Genomic DNA, 16679 nt, shown 5'->3' with positions numbered 1-16679 from the left:
CCATGTACGGTCGCGCCGGACCAGAACTCCTCAGAGCCCGAATGCTGCCACTGCGCCACACAGATTGAGGCAGAACCGATTTAAGGGCAACGCGACAGGCGGCATTGGCGGCATCGACGAACTCCCATGCGAGCTGAGCCGCCTCGTCCGGATCACCCACAGGATCGCCAAGCGCGATCCAGGACCGCCCTTGAACCCGATACATCAGGAATGATCGGCCACTGTCGGAAAACAGCAGCGATTTATCGCCCGTCAGCGCAAAGTTTGCATCCGGATTGGCCTGCGTTGCAATGATTGCACGGGCCTGCGCCAATTCCTCGGAAGTCGCCAGATCGGCCACAACCCGTGGCGGGCGCAGGGCCGTCACCAGCGCGAACAAGCCGATGAGCAGAGCCCCGACCAGACCGGCGCGCGTGGCCCGCGGCGCGGATTGGTCGGCGGCGAATTGCCACCACAATTCATTGCTGTAGGGCGTGGCCTTGTGGGCGAAGAAATAGACGCCAATGCCTGCGATGATGATCGAGTTCAACAGCAGGACCCACCGGAGCGACAGGGGGTTTCGCGTCAACCGCGCGCTTCGGTAGAATTCGCGTCGGCAGGGCAGCAGGATGAGAACCATCAGCAGCAGGATGATTGCACGCTCATAATCCAGCCCCTGGGCGAGCGAGGCCACGACCCCGGCGGCAAGTGCCCCGACAGCAAGCCACCACGCGCCTTCGACGCGACGCAGCATGCCATGGGCAATGATCAACAGGGCCGCACCGATGGCGCTGGAAAACAGTGCGCCACCTTCCACGAAGCCCAGGGGAAGGAGCAGTTCCATTTCCTCTGCAACCTCGCTGGAAGCGGGAATGACCGCCGAAAGCAGCATGAAGACCCCGGATGCGAAGATCATTGCCGACATGGCCAGCGGCACGACGGAACTGACAGCGCCGAAGACCGGTGCCAGGGCCTGCATCCGGGGCGACTGGACCTTGGTGCTGGCCATCCGCAATTCGCTGAGCGCCAGAAGCACAAGAGCGAGCGCGAAAGGCACAAGATAGTAGATCAGCCGGTAGAGCAGCAGGCCGGCAGCGGCCTGATCGACGGGGACCGAGGCGGGCAGGGCGGCGATGATGATCGTCTCGAATACCCCGACCCCGCCTGGCACATGACTGGCGACGCCTGCAAAGATCGCAGCCGCAAAAACCGCCAGAAAGGTGGCAAATCCCATGTCGTTGGGCGGCAGCAAAAGATAGAGAACGGTCGCCGCCATCAGGATGTCGGTCGCCGTGAACAGCAGTTGCCCGCTGAGCAAGCCGAGCGAGGGCGTGCGGAACCTGTGGCCGCGCAGGGTGATTTCGGATTTCCTGAGGGCGAGGGCCGCGAGGAAACCCAAAGAGAGGACCAGCGCGACAATTCCGATCCATCGCAGGATTTGTGGGCTGATGGAGGTCAGCGATTGAAGGGCATAGGGGTGATAGGCCAGCGCGCCGAACCCGACGATGGTCGCCCCGAGCCCGAAGGCAAGGGACCCGAATATGGCGATCGCGGCGATGTCGTAAGCGGTCAGTCCCAGGGACGAATAGATGCGATAGCGCACGGCGCCGCCGGTGACCGGACCTGCCCCGATGGTGTTGCCGAGCGCGTAGCCCAGAAACCCGCCCGTCATGATGACAGGGAACGGAAGCTTCTTGCCGAGATATCGCAGGGCCGACCAGTCATATCCGATCAGCGCGGCGTAGCCTGCGAACATCGCGAGCAACGACAGGGCGATGATGTGCCAGGGCGTGCTGCGGACCTGATCCATGACGTCCCGGAAATTCACCGGTTTCAGCAACTGGTAGAGCGCAAAAGCCCCAAGCGCGAATAATCCGGCCGTCAGAAGATAGGGGGCGACCGGCTTGATCCGCGCCCAAATGCCGGAAGGTGGTGAGGTATCGGAAATCGTCACGTCGGCCCCTCGATTCGTGTCTTTTTATCAGTGTGTAACCCGCCCCGGCGCAAATGGCACCAGGGCGGGTGGTCTGCCGTGAGTGGCGACCTCCGATGCACCCCGAGGGGACTGGAGGCGCAGCGAAGCCTTTGTCACGCGTCCTGCGCGGTGGCCCGGTTTGCCAGCGTGACATCCAGCATCAGGCGTTCGCCTTTGCGCAGCACTTCGATCTTGGAGGCCGTGTCTGGCGGGGTGCTTGCCACGGCGCGGGTCAGGTCGCGGGCTTCGGCGATGTCTGCGCCGCCGAAGCTGAGGATGATGTCACCGGCTTTCAGCCCGGCTTTTTGCGCAGGCGTGCCCTCCATGACCCTTTCGATCTGCGTGCCTTCACCGTCTGAAAGCCCCAGGACTGTTGCGACTTCCTCGCTCACGGGTTTGATCTGGACGCCCAGCCAGCCGCGGTCGATCTGGCCGTCATCCTGCAGGTCCGCGACGATTTTCGAAACCAGGTCGGAAGGAACTGCAAAACCGATACCAGCGCTGGCGCCATCTGGCGAGAATATCGCGGTATTGACGCCGATCACCTGACCTTCGTTATTGAACAGAGGACCACCGGAATTGCCGCGGTTGATGGCCGCATCTGTCTGAAGGAATTCATCAAACGGACCTGCATTGATGTTGCGGTCCTTGGCCGAAATGATCCCGGTCGTGACCGTGCCGCCCAGGCCAAAGGGGTTGCCCATGGCGATGACTTCGTCGCCCACACGCATCGCGTCTGACGAGCCAAAAGCGACGGTCGGCAGGTTTGAACCTTCGATGTCCAGCAGGGCAATATCGGTCAGTGGGTCGGCGCCAACAACCTTGGCGTCATATTCCGTTCCGTCCGCGAATTTGATGGTGATGGTTGAGGCGCCGCCAATCACATGGTTGTTGGTGACGATCAGACCGTCGGACGAGATGATGAAGCCCGAACCCAGACCTTTACGGTCAGGTCTGTCTGGCATTTGCGGCATGCGGTCGCCGAATCGACGTTGAAATTCCTTGAGAAATTCGTCGCTAGGCATTGAGTTTGAAGCACCTGCCGGCGCGGCGCTGGCTGTGACCTCGACCAAAACAACGGCCGGGCTGAATTGTTCGATCAGATCGGCATAGCCGCCTGCGGGAACCGCAAGTGCGGCGGAAGGCACGAGTGAGACGAGACCGGTCGATGCGATGGTCGCCGCAAGCAGTGCTGCCGTCAGCCTGGTGCGCCGTTTGGGTGATCGTGGATGTGTCATGAGGAAAGCTCCGTATCTTGCGTTACGGAGCAAAGGTCGGGTCGGCAGATGAAATTGACTTCGCGGCGACTATACAGATTTGTAACGTCACTTTTCAGTCATCGGATCGTGACCGCCGTTTTTTGCCGAATATCCAGCCCAGCCGCCAGAAGACGAACAGCATCGTGGAGGCCGATACAACCATCAGGCCAATCGCATAGACATAGCCGAACCGCCAGCCGAGTTCCGGCAGGTTGTAGGGCGAGGCCCGGTCGAAATTCATGCCATAGAGTCCCGCGATGAACGTCATCGGGATGAAGATCGTGGCGATCATTGTCAGCACTTTCATCACCTCGTTCATGCGGTTGGAAAGCGATGACAGTTGCAGATCCACAAGACCCTGCGCCGTTTCCCGATAGACTTCGACCATGTCGAGAAGCTGAAAGGCATGATCCGAACAATCCCTGAAGAAGGGGAGCAGTGGCTCGTCAATCTGCGGTGTGTCGTCCCGTTGCAGCGCCGCCAGCGCCTCGCGCATCGGCCAGAGCGCGTGCCGTATGTCCAGAAGCTCGCGTTTCAGCAGATGGATATCGCGCATGGCGTCGTCGCCCGGCGACGCGAGGATCCGCTCTTCCAGCCCTTCGACCAGATCGCCGTAGCGTTCCAGGATCGGAAAATACGTGTCCACGATGGCGTCGATCAGGGCATAGAACAGATAGCCGCTCGAGGTACGGATGCGTCCGGTGCCGCCGGCAAGCCGCTTGCGGACACTGCCCAAACAGTCGCGGGGGCCTTCACGGATCGTCAGAACGAAGCCGGGGCCAAGTACCAGCGTGATCTGGTCCGCCTCAAACGGCGGCCCGGCGACCGGCATCCGCAGCACCGTCAGGACCAGATCGCCGTCGCTGTCGGTGTGGGCTCTTTGATCGACGTGGAACAGGTCGGCAATGGCAAGGTCGCTCAGACCACAGGACGCAGCAATTTCCGCGACCCGCCCGTAATCCCGCAGCCCGCAAATGTCGATCCACAACAACCGGTCGCCACCCGATGCAAGTTCGGTAGCCTCGACGCCATAGCTGTCCGTCCCGTAGCTGTGCCACGCAACAGTGGTCTCGGCCGCATCTTTTGGCGGCTCGATAGCCACCGGTGAGGTCCCGATTCCAGACGATCGCCTTGAATTTCTGCGGTCCTGAACGTCGCGAAGCGCGCTGAACAGTTTGTTCCTATTGAAAGGTGTTTTCATTTCACCAGTGTTTTCAAAAGCCTGTATTTGGTCAATAGTGCAGGTGGAGGTGCCGCATGAATTGGCAGACGTTGCAGTCCTGGGTGGCGAAAATTCAACCCGATACCTGGTCCGGGGCGTTGATCCTTGCGGTCCTGTTCTGGGTCGGCGGGTCGATCCTGTCCAGAATATTTCGCCGCGCGATCCGTCTTATCGTGGAGCGCGACCGAGATCAGCGGATCGACCGTATGGCCGCGTCATTCCTGTCCAAGGTTGCAAGCGTCTTCGTCTGGATTTTGGTTCTGATGCTTTATGCGCACATGATCCCGGCACTTTCGCGCCTCGGCACCGCGCTTCTGGCCAGTGTTTCGGTGGCCTCGATCGTCATCGGGCTGGCCGCGCAATCGACACTGGCCAATTTCGTCGCGGGGTTCAGCCTGATCTTCTACCGCCCCTTTCGCTTGGGCGACCGGATCCAGATCAACGCGCCGACGGGGCTTGAGACCGGGATCGTCGAGGATGTGTCGCTGGGCTACACGGTGTTGCAGACTTTCGACAACCGGCGCGTGATCATTTCCAACTCGGTGATTTCCAACACGGTCATGGTCAACCTGACAGCGGTGCATCCGCGCGTGATGGCGATTGTGCCGTTCTCGATCAGCTATGATGCGGATATCGACAGGGCGCGGGCCATCGCCCTTGAACTGGCCGAGGCGCATGCGGACGTCGAGGAGATCGTCGGTTGCCCTGTTCTGCTGCTCAATACATCCAGCGTCGACCTGAGTTTGCGGGTCTGGTGTGCCGATCCCGCGATTGCGTTCGACGTGAAATACGACCTCACCGAAGCCATCAAGAAACGCTTCGACGCCGAGGGGATCGAAATCCCGTTCGCCTATCAGAACGTCATCGTGAAATCGCTTCCTGCGCTACCCGGTTCTGACAAGGCCCAGAAGAAAGACAAAGACGGTCAGCAATAAAAGCGCCAGCGTTGCGGCGAACAGTACCTCGATTCGACCGAAAGAGGTGCGATCCAGATGTTCCTGCGTTATCTGGTTGCGGATCACCAGAAACCGCAGAGAGGCGAGAAGAACGAGCGCGGCGCTCAGAACAACCAGTGATAGACCGGCCCAGGTATTGCTTGGTGTAGAGGGGAGCTTTTCGATCAGTATGCCGAAACCGGCAATGGCGATGGCGATGGCCGTTCGGATCCACGACAAATAGGTGCGCTCGTTCGAGGCATGGTCTTGAAATTTGTCGATCATCTCTCGGTTCCCGTCGGATTTCCTTGCTGCTCGTCTTTATCATACACCGATTTAACCGGCGCGAAATGCCGCCGCGAGACGCAGAGCCAATGTCTGTCACTGGCAATACAATTGGCCGATCCTGGACGACGACAAGTAACAGCCCTCATCGTGTCTTCAAGGCGGGTGGTGTCGAGCGCCACCCGCCTTTAGGGTTCCATCAAGAGAGCAAGGCGGCTCAATCGTGGGGGATATTTGGGCAGGCGCCAGGATGAGGAACGGGCAAAAGATATGAATCCATTACGCTACGTTTGGCAAAAAGGCATCGCGAGCGCGTTTCTGACGGGCCTTTTCGTCTTGCTTCCGGTCATCCTGACCTTTCTCATCATCGAGTGGATCGTGGCAAAGCTGCGCGGCGCGCTGGGTCCGGGCAGTGTTTTGGGAGATATTCTGACGTCCGGGGGATCGAGCCTGATCGGGCCCGGCCACCAGACAATCGCCTTCTGGCTTGGCCTTGCCATCGCGCTTGTGGGTGTCTGGACGCTCGGCGTTCTGGTCAAGGCACAGGCGAAACGCCAGCTTGACACGTGGATCGACGCGCTGTTTTCGCGCGTGCCGCTTGTGCGCTCGATCTACAAACCTGTCAGCCAGGTCGTGCGTATGCTGAACGCGGACAACAAGGACGAGTTCAAGAGCATGTCGGTGGTCATGTGCCGCTTTGGTGGCGAAGAAGGGGCGGAGGTGCTGGCGCTTCTGACCACGCGCGAGGTGTATATTGTCGAGGGCAAGCGGCGGCAGCTGGTTTATCTGCCCACCTCGCCGGTGCCGATGTCGGGCGGTCTGGTATTCGTGGCCGAGGACGCGGTGCGCCCTGTCCCCGGAATGGACGCCGATGATCTGATGAAAATCTATTTCTCGCTCGGGGCGCTGATGCCCGAGGACGGCGAAGGCGGCCTGCCGCGTGCGGAGCGCGGTACCGTAGCGGATGCGAATGCCTGATGCTGTGGATCAAGGATCATCTGCTCACGCTTGTCGAGCAATATGGGGTCATCGCGCTATTCCTCTCGATCACCTTGGAAACACTGGGCCTTCCCTTGCCGGGGGAAAGCGCGTTGATTGCGTCTTCGGCCGCTGCGGGCGCAGGCAAACTTAATATCTGGCACGTCGTGATCGCGGCCTATGTCGCAGCGGTGCTGGGCGACAATATCGGCTATTTGTTGGGCCGTAGATACGGCAAAGCCGTCATTCTTCGCTATGGCGGTCGCATCGGGATCACACACGAGAAATATGCAAAGGCCGAAGCGGTTACCGCGAAATACGGGCCGCTCATGGTCATCGCAGCACGCTTTGTACCGCTCTTGCGGCAAATCAACGGGCTTGTTGCTGGATCGACCGAAATGCACTGGGCGGCGTTTCTTGGGGCCAATCTGTTCGGCGCGGCGCTTTGGGTCGGGGGGTGGACCACCCTGGCCTATCGATTGGGCCGGGATGTCTCCATCGTGCCCTGGATCTGGAACCATCTCGCGCTTGTCGCGATGGTGGTCATTCCTGTGCTGCTGATTTCCATTGCCTTGCTCTACTGGCGCTCGCGACGCAAGAAGGGCGACATTACACAGTTGTAACGCGGTGGTCAGGCGAATGGTCAATTGGTGGCTTATTTCTTGTTTCAGAAGGAACAAGGAGACTTCACATGGAACGGATCAAATCATTTGTCGCCAGCGCCCTGATCGCTCTGATCGTATTTGCTGGATTCGGTTTCGGCATCATGGCCGTCGGCTTTGCCATCGTCCTGGGCGGTACTTTCGCCCTGGCCTTGCGGCTTGCAGGTCCCAGCTTGATGGCAGAAGCCGAAAAACGCGCTGCAGAGGTGCCCGTGGACACTGCTGAGGCTGAGCCTGCAACGGCCTGAAGACCACCGAATAACATGCACGACAACGGCGGGGTAACCCGCCGTTTTCTTTCGTAAAATCAGTATTTTATAAAAATAACACAGATGTAATCCGTGCGTCAGGCGAAATGAATACGCGCCCCATAAATCAGTCTCATCGGACGGGATGATCCCGGCCAGAAACCAAGGAGACTACAACATGAAACGCAACAAGATCGCACTCGCTGCAACGTCCGGCCTGGTTGGCCTGTCGGTTCTCGCCGGTTCGCTGGCCTACGCCTCGACCGATTCAACCGCAAAAGACGTCGAAGAACTGGCGCAGTTCCTGAGCGCCAACCCCAAAGTGGCGGCTGTCGTGGCAGACGTCGAAACCAAGACGGGCGGCAAGGTCGTCGGGGCCGAATTCGATGATGAAACCCAAGGCAACGGCATCGTGGAATTCGAGGTCATGATGGCCGACGGAAACGAGCAGGATATGCTCTACACGATGGCTGACGGTTCGATGACCGTCGAAGCCGACGAAGACGATCACGATGGCGACAACGACAACGATCACGACAATGACGGCGACAGCGACGGCGAGAACGAAGCCGACGACGACAAGTAAGTCGCAAAGTTCTGAAATCCGTGGCAAAACACTGGTGGCCCCTTCCGGGGTCATCAGCACGAGATGGAGCAAGTGATGAAAATTCTTGTCATCGAGGACGACAGGACGACCGGCGCATATATCGCCGATGGGCTGCGTGAAGAGGGTCATGTCGTTGACCTGCTGGAAAATGGCCGCGATGCGCTGTTGCAGGCCAGTGCCACCGATTACGAAGTTCTGATCGTGGACCGCATGCTGCCCGGTCTTGACGGGATGGCGCTGGTCAAGACCCTGCGGGGGGCGAAGAACCAGACGCCTGTGCTGTTTCTGACCTCGCTGGGTGGTGTCGATGACCGGATCGAGGGGCTGAACGCCGGTGGCGACGACTACCTTGTGAAACCCTTCGCCTTCGGCGAACTGTCGGCCCGCGTTGCAGCACTTGCCCGTCGTCCGCGCGCGACCCAGGAGGAAACGGTATTGCGCGCGGGCGACCTGGAAATGGATCTTGTACGGCGTAAGGTGACGCGCGCGGGACAGCACATAGAGCTGTTGCCAAGAGAATTTGCACTGCTGGAACATCTGTTGCGGCGCAAGGGCAGGGTGCAGACCCGCACCATGCTGCTGGAGGCGGTCTGGGACATCAGTTTCGATCCGCAGACCAATGTGGTGGAGACCCATATCAGCCGCCTGCGGGCGAAGGTGGACAAGCCGTTCGACACCGAATTGATCGAAACCGTGCGCGGGTCCGGCTATCGGATCGAGGCCTGATCCGTGACCAAGGCGCGCCGCATTTGGACGTCCACGCCGCTGCGCCAGTCGCTGGCGATGGCGGTGCTCTTTGCATTGGTCAGCCTCGTCAGCCTGGCGGCGACCTATGTGATAGTGCGCGACAACACCGAACAATCGCTTCGCGCCACCCTCGAACAGGAGATGGCGAGTTTCAGGGCGTTGCCCAATACCGCCGCGGTCGTCGCTTTCGTGCGCTCTCAATCTGAAACGGCCTCGCCCGAAGATCGCATACTCAGCTTCGTATTGCCCGGCGGGCTGCTTGTCGGAAACGGGGCGCTGGTCTCGCAAGGCGATGGGTTTGCCGCCGTATCCCTCAACGGTGAGTTCGGCGACCTCGAAGGCGATTATTTCGCTTTGGGTGGGCCGATACATGGCGGTCAAATGACCATTGCGCGCAGCGCCGAGCCTTTGCATGGCATCCAGGAAGCATTCCTGTCGGTATTCCTGTTCAGCCTGATCCCGACCACTTTGATTGTCGTGGGCGGCGGCGTTCTGCTGGCCCGGCGCTCTGTGAAACGCCTGGACCGGATCGACGCGACGCTGGACCGGCTGACAACAGGCGACTATGCCGCGCGCGTTTCGCCAATGGATGGCAGGGCGGACGACCTCACCCGCATAGGCGCACGTATCGACAAGATGGCCGCCGCGCAGGAACAGCAGATCTCGGCCCTGAAACAGGTGTCTGCCGATATTGCCCATGATCTGAAAACACCGATCCAGCGTGTGGCCGTCTTGCTGAGCCAACTGCGCGACAAGACCGGTCTGGACAAGGACGCCGCGGATCTCGTGGACCGTGCAAATGACGAAACCGACGGCATCGTGAAAACCTTTCAATCGCTTTTACAGATCGCTCAGATCGAGGGCGGCTCGCCAAGAAAGCACTTCGAGAAAGTGAATGTCGCGGCACTGGCCCAAACCTTTTGCGAGGTGTATGCGCCGATCGCCGAAGAGACCGGTCACGATCTGAGGTGTGACATACCGGATGGGCCGGTCTACGTCGCCGGGAACAAGTCTCTGATGGGCCAGGTGTTCGCAAATCTGATCGAAAATGCGCTCCGCCACGCGCCGGAGGGTGCCAGGATTTCCGTCTCGGTTGCACAATCGGGGGGGACTGCACACATTGCGGTAAGCGACACAGGCCCCGGCATCCCCGCCGAGGAGCGTGAAAACGTGCTCCGGCGTCTATATCGGCTGGAGCGGAGCCGCACGACGCCCGGTAGTGGATTGGGCCTGAGCCTGGTCGCCGCGATCATCCACATGCATGAGGGCGAGCTGCGTCTGAAAGACAATGCACCGGGCCTCAGGGTTGAAATCGATTTGAAGGAATTCGCGAAAAACCATGCCGGCACATAAGGATTTACATTTCAGCGGACGTTCAGGGTGGTTGCGCGCGGCCGTTCTGGGGGCAAATGACGGGCTTTTGTCGACGGCAAGCATCATCGTCGGGGTCGCGGCGGCCTCGTCTGCGACCGGTCCGGTCCTTGTTGCAGGGCTGGCGGGGTTGGTTGCGGGCGCGTTGTCGATGGCGGCAGGCGAATATGTCTCGGTCAGTTCTCAGGCCGACAGCGAAAACGCAGACCTTGCCCGCGAGGCCAAGGAACTGGCCCGGAATGCCGATGGCGAATTCGAGGAACTGGTCGGCATTCTGCGCACGCGCGGTATGTCCGAGGCAACCGCGCGCCAGGCCGCAACTGAAATGACCGAACATGATGCGCTCGCCACCCATGCGCGCGAAGAAATCGGCCTGAGCGATGCGCTGTCGGCCCGTCCGCTTGAGGCGGCCGCCGCTTCCGCCGCCGCGTTTCTGGTCGGAGGTTTGCCGCCATTGCTCGTGGCGGCACTCGTCCCGTTTGCGAGTGTTGCCATCGCTGTGTCGCTGGTGGCATTGGCCATGCTCTTCGGGCTGGGTGCCGTTGGAGCCAGACTGGGCGGTGCACCGATTGGGCGCGCCGCACTTCGCGTGGCCTTCTGCGGTGTGATTGCCATGGCCGTGACTTACGCAATCGGCGCCCTGTTCGGAACGCGCCTGTAAATTGGCGCTGCAATCCGAATGTTGATGTCACCTCAAGCGGGTCGTCCGGTCGTCATCTTTCGTTGCATCAGCAGGCCCACGAGAACCCCGAGCAAAAGCGCGATGACGTGTCCGGTATCGGTGAGAGGCTCGAAATCCACCGCGACCTTTATCGAGATCGCGAGCAGGACAGCGAAGAGGAAGAACCAACGATAGCGCACTCCTGCGATCGCCAGCCCGACAAGGCCAAACCCGCCCATCGACATGCCAACATCGTTGAGGGCGGAGACGTCGGATAAGCTCGGAAGCATCCAGACGGCAGTCAAAAGGACGAGGGTCGATCCGATTTCAAGCGCGAAAAACGCCATCGCAGCAGGCAAACTGCCGCGGACTCTTTCGGTATATCCGAGTGTGAGCGCCGCAAAGACGATCTGTCTAAAGAACATTCCGACGTCGTGAGAAAGAAACGTGCCGGTGAGCAGGCGGACAAAATCACCGCTCCAGACGGCCTCCTGGCCGATCCCCCAAACCTCGAGCATTTCGCCGGGCAGTTCACCGTCGAGTGTGCCAGCCGCGGTGTTTGCAAGGACCATCGCCGCCAGGAACAGCAGGGTAAATCGATACCGCATGACAAGCCCTGCCCACGCAGCGGCGATTTTCGAGGCCCTGGTCATCGCGCCCGGTTCAATGCGCCAAAGGCGCGCCGCCTGCGTGAGTCGGACGTCGCATCACCAAAAGGACCGGCAAAAGCGCCACCGCGACCCAGCCCAACATGTCGAACACACGGGCATAGGACATGAGTGCGGCCTGTCTCGAGATTTCCGCCGACAGGATGGCAGCCCCTTCCACGCTTTGGGGCGACAGGCCGAGCGGCGCGAGATAGGCTTGGGCCGCGGCCGAGTAGGGGGTGACGTTCTGTGTCAGGAGCGCGGTATCCATCGCGAATCCCCTGACGACCATCGCGCCAACGACGGCGATCCCGATGGAGGACCCCAACTGTCGTGTGACGCTGTACAGACCCGAGGCCTCGTCCTGCCGCGCACTGTCGATCTGGTCAAACGCGAGCGTCGACATCGGGACGAATACCAATCCCATGCCAAGCCCTCCGATGACACCCGGCCAGGCGATTTGCGTGGCATGGCAACCTCAAAAGCTCAAAAGCTCAAAAGCTCAAATCTGACCGACAAGAAGAGTTAATGCAACAGTCCCAGCTGGAGCGGATCATGGAACGCAACAAACAGTTCTAATATTCATTCTGCCAGAAATATCCTCGGGGGAAAGCCTGTAGGGCAGGGGGCAGACAGCCCCCATTGGCGCAAGTTTTGCCATTGAGTTGCACAGTTAGACACGGATTTGCTTCTTCGTCAGCGATCCGATTGCGCAGAGAGGCAGTCGGAATTTACGGCATGTGGCTGTCGCGATGCTCGGTGACGCCGTCACGTTTTCAACGCACAAAAAATTATGACCAGCCGCCCTTGAAGCTACAGTTACTGTAGATGCCATATGCAGAAGGCCGGCGATTGCTGCACGATAAATGGATAAAAGTACTGGTGGTCAGAACCCGGGAATACTACCGTTATTGATAGCGGAATTTGTTGGTCCCGCCTGCTTCCCGCGAATGTAAGGAGAACTGCAAGATGGTCGTTGAACTGAAGGAGCCGGGCCGTAGCCCGGAACGAAATACGGGAAGACGGGGAGCCATGCGCTGCCCGGTTTGTGATGTCGCGCTGAGCATGGCGGACCGGCAGGGGATCGAGATCGATTTTTGCCCCGAGTGCCGGGGGGTCTGGCTCGACCGGGGCGAACTTGACAAGATCATAGAGCGCAGCATCGGTGAAGCTGCGCCTCCGCCTCCACGCACGCGTGACCGGCGTTACGACGACGATGATCGCGAGTATCGTTCCGGCAAACACGGGGGCGGACATCATGGCGGCTACGGCAAGCATGGTTCACGCCGGAAGTCCTGGCTGCACGAACTGTTCGACTGAGGGAAGGGGACAGGCATGGGCGCGGGACACGGACATGGCAGCGGCGGCGGAACTTCCGCCAGCCGCCACAAGGGCAGCCTGAAATGGGCGCTGGCGATGACCGGCACGTTTCTCGTGGTCGAAGTTGTCGGAGGTCTCTGGACCGGCAGCCTGGCGCTGCTGGCCGATGCCGCGCATATGGCGACCGACGTGGGCGGGCTGTTCATGGCGCTGGTTGCGGTGCGCTTTGCCGAACGACCGGCCACGCCTCAGATGACCTATGGCTATGTCCGCACAGAGGTTCTCTCGGCCATGGCAAACGCCGTCGTGCTTCTGGTGGTCACCGTTTTCGTATTGCGCGAGGCTTGGGCGAGGCTTTCTGAGCCGATTGAGATTCTTGGCGGTCCGATGCTGGCGGTTGCGGTTGCGGGCCTGATCGTGAACCTGATTTCGATGCGGATGCTTCGCGCCGGATCGAAGGAGAGCCTGAACCTCAAGGGCGCCTATTTCGAGGTACTGGCCGACATGCTGGGCTCGGTCGGCGTGATCCTGGCAGCGCTTGTCGTGATGCTGACCGGCTGGACCATCGCCGATCCGATCATCGGCGCGGCCATCGGCCTGTTCATAGTGCCCCGCACATGGATTCTGCTGAAAAGCGCGCTGCGCATCCTGTTGGAGGGCGCACCCGCCCATGTCGATTCCGGGCTGTTGCGGCAGCGGCTGATTGACGTTCCGGGCGTTGTGGACGTGCATGACCTGCATGTCTGGACCCTGACCTCGGGCCTCGACGCGATGAGCGGCCACCTGGTGGTGGACGACATGGCCCGCGCCGGCGAGGTGCTCGCGGCTGCCCGCGATGCGATGCACGAGGACTTCGGCATTACGCATGCGACAATCCAGATCGAGGACGCAGCAGTGGCCCAGACCGAAGACTCAAACCATGCTTGAGGAGGAATAGATATGGGACATCACCTTTTCCCCCGTACGAAACACAGTCGGCGGCGCGCCCAATTCGACAGTGGTGCGCGATACGACGATTACGACCGCTATGATGATGGCACGCCCACGCGTCGCCTGCGCATCCCTGGCGCGGTGCTGCTCGGCGGGATCGTGATCTGGTCCCTGCTGGCGCTCGGTGTCTGGGCGCTGGTCGATCCGCTGCTGGCATGGGCGGCGGGCGTCGCAGGGCCCGCAACCGATGTTGGCGTCGGCGTGGCAAACTGGTTTGGCCTCGGCAAAGAGGTGTCGGCATTGCGCGACGTCGCCAATGTGGACGGGTTGGTCGGCTGGGCCGTGGGTCCGGTGCATTTCCTTGCCAAGGGCGGGCTTGTCCTCGTGTGGCTTGCCGGCTCTGCCGCGCTGATTGCGCTCCCGCTGATCCTGAGGCGACGGTTGCGGTGACGGCTTTCGTTGGTAACTGCGAGATGTTTGCCGCGCGTGGCCTGTTCCCGTCCGGATCGACGCGCCCATTCCACAGTCTGGGTAGACCGCTGTGAACACTGCCCGTCCGTCCCTGATCGGCCCCATCCTCATCCTTGACGATATTGGCCGCGGCACACTGAACCTTTCGGCACTGTTCATTGCGGAAGGGGACAGGGCCCCGCCATCCGTCGAGACGCCCGACGGGGTGCATGATGCGCAAGTTCTGGCGCAGTTTGACCGTGCGACAGTCTGGCGCGCGCGGTTCGACCTGCCCGCCGACCGGCGTTCGGAATATCGCTGGAACGGCGAAACCTACCCCGTGGCCAGCGATTTGCGCAGCGATTTGCGGATCGCCTTTGTATCGTGCAACGGAGAAGAGACGGGCGATCTGGAGCGCGAAGGGTCGGAGCGCAACGCGATGTGGGCGCGGCTGTGCGAGGCCCACCGCGAGGAACCTTTCACCCTGCTGCTGCATGGCGGCGATCAGGTCTACGCCGACGAAGTCACCCACGGCCATCCCCTGAGCGAGGACTGGCCGTCGCATGTCCCCGACGATCCTTCCCAGGCCGATCTGGCCGATCTGCGCCACCACCTGCGCGAGCGGTTTCTTGATCGCTACGCAGCGCTTTACGCCGCACCGGAATTGGCCTGGATTGCCGCCCGTGTGCCCTCGCTGATGCAGTGGGACGACCACGACATCTGCGACGGATGGGGCTCGCTCAGGCGGTGGCAGACCCATTCGGCTGTGGGCCAGACGCTGTTCGCGGTCGCGCGGGAATGTTTTCTGATTTTCCAGCAGGCGGCAGTGGAGGGCGATCTTCCCACACGGTTCCACGATCCGGCGGGGCACCATCTCGGCTGGGGTGTCCGTGCGCCGGGCTTTCGCATTCTGGCACCGGACCTGAGATCGGAGCGCACGCGCCGCAGCGTCATGGGCACGGGTGGCTGGTCGATGATGGAGGCCGAAGCCGCAACAGGGGCGTCGGGCCGCACGCTCCTGGTGTCGAGCGTGCCATTGCTTGGGCCGCGACTGTCGGTTCTCGAGGCGTTGATGGTCGTCATCCCCCGTATGCAGAAATACGAGGACGATTTGCGCGATCAGTGGCAAAGCCGTGCCCATCGCGCCGAATGGGCGCGGATGTTGCGCCTTGTGCGGGACATGGCGCATGCCGATGGGCAGAACCTCACGGCGGTGTCCGGGGAGATTCATCTGGCGACGCGGGCCGTGATGGACCTCGGAGAGGGAAACCGGATCGACCAGCTCGTCGCGTCCGGCATCGCGCACCGCGCCCCGCCCCGTGCCTGGGCCAGGTTTCTCGGCAGCCTTGCACGATTGGGCGCGGCACCGCTGCCGAAGCACCGGGTGCGCATTCTGCCGCTCCCTGGGCAGCGCGGACGTTATGTCGCCGAGCGAAACTACCTCGTGCTGGAACGACGGTCGGGCGCATGGCAGGCGGCTTGGGAGATCGAAAACAGCGGGCTGACGCCGCCACTGAGTCTGTGATCGCCTCCGATTGGCCTGCGGAATGGGATATTTTCGTCGGCAGCAGGAATACCCCGTTTTTGCGGATACCGCATTGCAGATGGGGGGGCGGCAGTCGAAATGCCCCTTGAACCTAAAGTTGCCAGAGCATGTAACGAAAGCCGAAAAAGGATTCGGTGTCGGGGAGCGCGATTCGGGCTTTCCAGCGATTTGGAAAGAGCGATGCGGATGGTCAGAGTGCTTTGGCTTGCGAAACCGGCCCAATGCCCGCGCGGGACCGCCGTTCGACGATGCGCCTATGACGGAAGAGACAGGGGGCAGGTTTTCGAATGTCGCAAGTCTCGGCCGACAGATCGATAGACAGAGAGGCAGGAACCAAACATCAGCTATTTCATCCTATTTGATCCGCTCGGCAACGCGATTTCGCTGGTGTCGCTGTTCTTTGTCGCTGTCGCGGCATGGCTTTACCTGCGCGGCATCGGCAGGATTTCGCGTTTTTCCGGGTGGGTTCCTGCCTGGCGGCAGGCCCTTTTTCTTGCCGGTCTGGCCTGCATCCGGATCGCCACGAACGCTCCCCTCGCCCCATTGGGGCACAAACTGTTTTCTGTGCATCAGGTCGAACATCTGCTGCTGCGCCTTGCGGGGCCGCTTCTTATCGCGGCGTCCCAGCCTTGGCGATTTTTGCTGGCCGGTCTGACGAGACGCTGGCGTCGTCACCTGCGCGCATTCGGTAACAACGCCATCCTTCGGTTCATGGCACATCCGGTATCTGCCACCGCGTTGATCGTCGCGGCTCTTTTCGTGTCGCGTAGCCCTTAAATGGGTTCTGCCTCAATCTGTGTGGCGCAGTGGCAGCATTCGGGCTCTGAGGAGTTCTGGTCCGGCGCGACCGTACATGG

The 16679-nt window shown here is 60.9% G+C and carries 19 protein-coding genes; 13 read left to right on the top strand and 6 right to left on the bottom strand.

Going from position 1 to position 16679, the window contains the following annotated elements:
- The 3 genes from I3253_RS19910 to corA all read right to left on the bottom strand — a co-directional run.
- The coding region (locus I3253_RS19910; RefSeq protein ID WP_197919538.1) for a phosphatidylglycerol lysyltransferase domain-containing protein at positions 1 to 1933 on the bottom strand (1933 nt) is incomplete at its 3' end.
- Between the two features lie 134 nt (positions 1934 to 2067).
- Complete coding sequence (locus I3253_RS19905) at positions 2068 to 3192, bottom strand: S1C family serine protease (protein ID WP_197919541.1); 1125 nt, start codon at positions 3190 to 3192, stop codon at positions 2068 to 2070.
- Between the two features lie 94 nt (positions 3193 to 3286).
- Positions 3287 to 4315, bottom strand: a complete 1029-nt coding sequence (corA, locus tag I3253_RS19900; RefSeq protein ID WP_197919537.1) for a magnesium/cobalt transporter CorA — start codon at positions 4313 to 4315, stop codon at positions 3287 to 3289.
- A gap of 155 nt (positions 4316 to 4470) precedes the next feature.
- Here corA and I3253_RS19895 point away from each other — a divergent pair, with 155 nt between their 5' ends.
- The gene (locus I3253_RS19895) at positions 4471 to 5370 is read left to right on the top strand and encodes a mechanosensitive ion channel family protein (RefSeq protein WP_197919536.1); all 900 of its coding nucleotides are present in this window, start codon (positions 4471 to 4473) and stop codon (positions 5368 to 5370) included.
- Here I3253_RS19895 and I3253_RS19890 read toward each other — a convergent pair.
- Positions 5320 to 5655 carry a DUF202 domain-containing protein gene (locus I3253_RS19890; protein WP_197919535.1) on the bottom strand — a complete coding sequence of 112 codons (336 nt, stop codon included), beginning with the start codon at positions 5653 to 5655 and terminating at the stop codon, positions 5320 to 5322. The genes I3253_RS19895 and I3253_RS19890 overlap by 51 nt on opposite strands.
- Before the next feature lie 270 nt (positions 5656 to 5925).
- On the opposite strand from I3253_RS19890, the gene I3253_RS19885 reads away from it, so the two are divergent.
- The 7 genes from I3253_RS19885 to I3253_RS19855 all read left to right on the top strand — a co-directional run bounded on the left by I3253_RS19885 (position 5926) and on the right by I3253_RS19855 (position 10929).
- On the top strand, positions 5926 to 6633 hold the full coding sequence (locus I3253_RS19885; protein WP_197919534.1) for a DUF502 domain-containing protein: 708 nt from the start codon (positions 5926 to 5928) through the stop codon (positions 6631 to 6633).
- Positions 6633 to 7256, top strand: a complete 624-nt coding sequence (locus I3253_RS19880) for a DedA family protein (protein WP_197919533.1) — start codon at positions 6633 to 6635, stop codon at positions 7254 to 7256. The genes I3253_RS19885 and I3253_RS19880 overlap by 1 nt, the downstream gene beginning before the upstream one ends.
- Before the next feature lie 68 nt (positions 7257 to 7324).
- Positions 7325 to 7543 (top strand): hypothetical protein, encoded by a 219-nt coding sequence (locus I3253_RS19875; RefSeq protein ID WP_197919532.1) that lies wholly within the window; start codon positions 7325 to 7327, stop codon positions 7541 to 7543.
- A 178-nt stretch (positions 7544 to 7721) separates the two neighbouring features.
- Entirely contained in the window at positions 7722 to 8129 is a 408-nt protein-coding gene (locus I3253_RS19870) for a hypothetical protein (RefSeq protein ID WP_197919531.1), read from the top strand.
- A 75-nt stretch (positions 8130 to 8204) separates the two neighbouring features.
- Entirely contained in the window at positions 8205 to 8876 is a 672-nt protein-coding gene (locus tag I3253_RS19865; protein ID WP_197919530.1) for a winged helix-turn-helix domain-containing protein, read from the top strand.
- 3 nt (positions 8877 to 8879) lie between these two features.
- Positions 8880 to 10250 (top strand): sensor histidine kinase, encoded by a 1371-nt coding sequence (locus I3253_RS19860; protein ID WP_197919529.1) that lies wholly within the window; start codon positions 8880 to 8882, stop codon positions 10248 to 10250.
- Positions 10237 to 10929, top strand: coding sequence for a VIT1/CCC1 transporter family protein (locus I3253_RS19855; protein ID WP_197919528.1), 693 nt, complete (start codon positions 10237 to 10239; stop codon positions 10927 to 10929). The genes I3253_RS19860 and I3253_RS19855 overlap by 14 nt, the downstream gene beginning before the upstream one ends.
- 32 nt (positions 10930 to 10961) lie before the next feature.
- Here I3253_RS19855 and I3253_RS19850 read toward each other — a convergent pair whose 3' ends face one another.
- On the bottom strand, positions 10962 to 11537 hold the full coding sequence (locus I3253_RS19850; protein WP_197919527.1) for a hypothetical protein: 576 nt from the start codon (positions 11535 to 11537) through the stop codon (positions 10962 to 10964).
- 55 nt (positions 11538 to 11592) lie between these two features.
- Positions 11593 to 12003, bottom strand: a complete 411-nt coding sequence (locus tag I3253_RS19845) for an efflux MFS transporter permease (protein ID WP_197919526.1) — start codon at positions 12001 to 12003, stop codon at positions 11593 to 11595.
- 605 nt (positions 12004 to 12608) lie between these two features.
- Between I3253_RS19845 and I3253_RS19840 the strand changes: the two genes are divergently transcribed.
- The 5 genes from I3253_RS19840 (at position 12609) to I3253_RS19820 (ending at position 16599) form a co-directional block, all read left to right on the top strand.
- Positions 12609 to 12896, top strand: coding sequence for a TFIIB-type zinc ribbon-containing protein (locus I3253_RS19840; RefSeq protein ID WP_197919540.1), 288 nt, complete (start codon positions 12609 to 12611; stop codon positions 12894 to 12896).
- 15 nt (positions 12897 to 12911) lie between these two features.
- Positions 12912 to 13823, top strand: a complete 912-nt coding sequence (locus tag I3253_RS19835) for a cation diffusion facilitator family transporter (RefSeq protein WP_197919525.1) — start codon at positions 12912 to 12914, stop codon at positions 13821 to 13823.
- Positions 13824 to 13835: 12 nt separating this feature from the next.
- The gene (locus tag I3253_RS19830) at positions 13836 to 14276 is read left to right on the top strand and encodes a hypothetical protein (RefSeq protein WP_197919524.1); all 441 of its coding nucleotides are present in this window, start codon (positions 13836 to 13838) and stop codon (positions 14274 to 14276) included.
- A gap of 91 nt (positions 14277 to 14367) precedes the next feature.
- Positions 14368 to 15801, top strand: a complete 1434-nt coding sequence (locus I3253_RS19825) for an alkaline phosphatase D family protein (RefSeq protein ID WP_197919523.1) — start codon at positions 14368 to 14370, stop codon at positions 15799 to 15801.
- Between the two features lie 408 nt (positions 15802 to 16209).
- On the top strand, positions 16210 to 16599 hold the full coding sequence (locus tag I3253_RS19820) for a cytochrome c oxidase assembly protein (RefSeq protein WP_332262156.1): 390 nt from the start codon (positions 16210 to 16212) through the stop codon (positions 16597 to 16599).
- Positions 16600 to 16679 lie beyond the last annotated feature (80 nt).

Source organism: Thiosulfatihalobacter marinus (assembly GCF_016019955.1).
GTDB lineage: Bacteria > Pseudomonadota > Alphaproteobacteria > Rhodobacterales > Rhodobacteraceae > Shimia > Shimia marinus_A.
Note: the sequence above shows the minus strand (reverse complement) of the source record. Positions and strands in the feature narration are given on the sequence as shown.